This is a genomic window from Deltaproteobacteria bacterium (assembly GCA_012522415.1).
Taxonomy (GTDB): domain Bacteria; phylum Desulfobacterota; class Syntrophia; order Syntrophales; family JAAYKM01; genus JAAYKM01.
Map to the genome: position 1 here is coordinate 1 of JAAYKM010000135.1, position 3,778 is coordinate 3,778.

At 54.9% G+C, this 3,778-nt stretch carries 2 protein-coding genes; one reads left to right on the forward strand and one right to left on the reverse strand.

All coding sequences use genetic code 11. The annotated features are described in order from the left end of the window. The first annotated feature begins 433 nt into the window (after positions 1-433). Positions 434-3,067: a cation-translocating P-type ATPase gene (locus GX147_10095; GenBank protein ID NLN61023.1), complete on the forward strand. Its 2,634-nt coding sequence runs from the start codon at positions 434-436 to the stop codon at positions 3,065-3,067. Between the two features lie 112 nt (positions 3,068-3,179). On the opposite strand, the gene GX147_10100 is transcribed toward GX147_10095, so the two are convergent. Then, positions 3,180-3,623: an MFS transporter gene (locus GX147_10100; protein ID NLN61024.1), complete on the reverse strand. Its 444-nt coding sequence runs from the start codon at positions 3,621-3,623 to the stop codon at positions 3,180-3,182. Positions 3,624-3,778 lie beyond the last annotated feature (155 nt).

Consider the following 3,778-nt stretch of genomic DNA (forward strand, 5'->3'; position numbering starts at 1 on the left):
GGGCAGCCGCTTTTTTGCGTCTAATTTTCCAATGGCTTTCTAATTATCAAAGAACCATCTCTTACGGTAACGCTTTATCAAAATAGACTTTTTCAGAACCGACTAATTATCAAAAGCACTCGACTGTTTCATGGATTTACGGACAGCCCCCGCATGGCCACCATGAGCGGAATGTCCCGTCTCGGCGACATTCAATAGGGGAATTTGGAAATCATCTCTCCCATGACGAACCAACTGAATAACACCTCAAGACGGTTTCCACTTTTTTGTGGCGGGATCCGTTGCGTCGGCGGTACATTCTCGCAAAAGGGGGATCAGTCGGAACGGAGGGAAGAAGCAAGATGAAAGCAAACGGGTCCGGGCAATTCAATGTTGTATTCCCCGACGATCCCGGAGCATCAGGCTGAGGGAGAATCGAGTGAAGGAGAAACAAATGATCTGGCACAGCATGGAAGTCGAGGGCGTCTTCGCGAACCTGAAATCCTCACCCCGTGGACTTTCCTCCGGAGATGCCGCCGCACGGCTGACTCAGTTCGGGCCGAACGAGTTAATCGAAAAGAAGAAAAAATCCCTCTTCCGGATGTTTCTCGACCAGTTCCTGGATTTCATGATTCTCGTCCTGATCGCCGCCGCCCTGATCTCCGGATTTATCGGAGAAGTAACGGATACGATCGCAATCGTTGTCATCGTCATCGCCAATGGGGTGATCGGCTTTGTCCAGGAATATCGAGCGGAAAAGGCCATGGAAGCCCTGAAAAAAATGGCGGCCCCCACGGCGACGGTCCTTCGGGACGGACACCCGGAGACCTTGCCGGCCTCTGTCCTGGTTCCCGGCGATATGGTGGTTCTCGAGGCGGGAAGAATCGTGCCGGCCGATCTTCGACTAACGGAAACGGCATATCTGAAAGTGGATGAGGCCACCCTCACCGGGGAATCGGTGCCGGTGGAAAAAAGCATCGAAGTTCTGCCGGACAGGGAGATCCCCCTGGGAGACAGGAAGAACATGGCCTATAAAGGGACCTTCGTGACCTATGGCCGGGGAACGGGCATTGTGGCTGAAACCGGTATGAACACGGAGTTCGGCAGGATCGCCTCCCTGCTTCAGGATACGGAAGAGGGTAAGACCCCCCTTCAGAAAAGGATGACCGTCTTCGGTCGGAAGCTCGCTGCGGCCGTGCTTGTCATCTGTGCCGTGGTCCTGGGAATGGGCCTTTTACGGGGAGAGCCCCCCCTGCTCATGTTTCTGACCGCCATCTCCCTGGCCGTCGCCGCTATTCCGGAGGCCCTTCCCGCCATCATCACGATTGCCCTGGCCCTCGGGGCGAGAAAGCTCATCCGCCTGAAGGCCCTGATCCGCACCCTTCCTGCCGTCGAAACCCTGGGTTCGGTCACCTACATCTGCTCCGACAAGACGGGTACCCTGACGGAAAACCGGATGACTGTGGAGGAATTGTTCTTCAATGGCCGCCTGATTTCGGCAGAAGACCTTGCCGGCGGGAAAGGGAAGGAGGACACCGGTTCCGTTTTTCTGGCCGCCCTGGCGTTGAGCAATGACGCCCAGGTGGGCAGCGATGGAGAACTTCTGGGCGACCCGACGGAAACCGCTTTCTTCGATATCGCCATGAAGCGCGGATTTGACAAGTCGAATCTGGAAAAAACACATCGGCGTGTAGCGGAAATCCCCTTTTCCTCCAAAAGAAAGTGCATGACGACCTTCCACGAATGGAAGGGTGGTTTTATCTCCTTCACCAAGGGGGCCGTGGATGTTCTCGCGGAGAAAACGATCGACGTCATGATGCCCTCCGGGCCAATCGCCATGGATCCAGAGGAAATGAGAAATCTCAACAACTCGATGGCCGCCGAGGGGCTGAGGGTGCTCTGCTTTGCCATGCGGAAATGGGACCGCATCCCCGAGGACCTGTCACCGGAAAACATCGAACGGGAACTGACGATGATCGGCCTGGTCGGCATGATCGATCCGCCTCGTCAGGAGGCGATGGAGGCGGTCTCATTGTGTCGGAGTGCGGGCATACGGACGGTCATGATCACGGGTGATCATCCTGCCACGGCCCGGGCAATCGCCGGAAAAATCGGAATGATGGAAGATGACGCCGAGGCCGTGATCACCGGAATGGAGCTGGAAAAACTTTCCCTGGCGGAGTTCGAGGACCGCGTCGAGCACATCCGCGTCTACGCCCGGATGGCCCCGGAGCAGAAGCTGAAGATCGTCGAGGCGTTGCAGGACCGGGGGCAATACGTCGCCATGACCGGTGACGGGGTCAACGACGCCCCGGCGCTGAAGCGTGCGGACATCGGCATCGCCATGGGGATCACGGGAACGGATGTTTCCAAGGAGGCGTCGGCCATGATTCTCCTGGACGATAACTTTGCCTCCATCGTCTACGCCGTCCGAGAGGGACGGAAAATCTACGACAACATCAGAAAGTCCATCCGTTACCTGCTGTCAACCAATTCAGGCGAGATCTGGACGCTCTTTCTTGCCTCCCTGGTCGGCCTGCCCATTCCGCTGCTCCCGATTCATATCCTCTGGATCAATCTCGTCACCGACGGCCTCCCCGCGCTGGCCCTGTCCGTCGAACCGGCGGAGGAGGAAGTCATGAACCGTCCCCCCCGCCCCCCGGGGGAGAGCCTCTTCGCGGGCAATCTGGGCTTTCATGCCGTCTGGGTCGGCCTTCTGATGGGCGGCATCGCCCTGTGCGTTCAGTTCTGGTCCCTTCGAGTGGAAAATACGCACTGGCAGACCATGGTCTTTACGGTCCTCTGTCTGACCCAGCTCGGCCACGTCCTGGCCATCCGTTCGGAAAAAGAGTCGCTTTTTAAAATCGGCCTGTTCTCGAACAAATATCTCTTCGGCGCCGTGATGCTGACTTTCCTTTTGCAGTTGGCGACGATTTACGTGCCTGCTTTGAACCCGATATTCAAAACGTCGCCCTTGACGGCGCAGGAACTGGCCGTCACCCTTGCCTTGTCGTCCCTTATCTTTATTGCAGTGGAAATCGAGAAATTCTTCATCCGGCGAAAGGAAAACCCCCGGACGACACGGTGAGATCGAAGAAAACCCTTTCACTCAAACAAGGGAAATTGGGCCCTCCTGAATATGACGAAATGAAACGCCATGTGGAGAATACGGAGCCGACAGCCGTTGCCACCCATATCGATTACGACGCTGTTTTTTTGTGGCGGAAACCTGTACTGGCCGGCACCTTGATCCAGAAGGCGGAAACCAGGTTCAGAAGGGCTATAAAGGCCCCGAATATGAATACCACCTGATATCCCCAGGCAACCCATAAAAGCCCCCCTGCCAGTGCGACACCGATGGAGAAGAGGTGGTCGATGGAAACGGACATGGTAAGTGTCGGGGTGACATGTTCGGGGCGAACGGCTATTTTTTTAAGATATGTTGCACGGGCCATGTTGACAGACATCATGAGCTGATCAATAACAAAACATGCGCAAGCAATCAAAAAGGCCGTATATTCGGAAAAAACATCTCTGGCAAAACCATATCCGGCACAGATAAAAATCAGAACCACCGCTTCGAAAATCAGGACTGCCCGTTCGCCGAAACGATCTATAGACCTTCCGAGCAACGGCTGGAACACAATCCCGGAAATCCCCGCGATCGTAAGAAGTCGTATCTGAAAAACATCATAACCATTTAATATTACTTGACAATGATCATTTTTTATGCGATGTAATTTGCAAGATTTTAACCCTTAACCCCTACTTTTCCTGCAAATTACACAGATGAAACCAA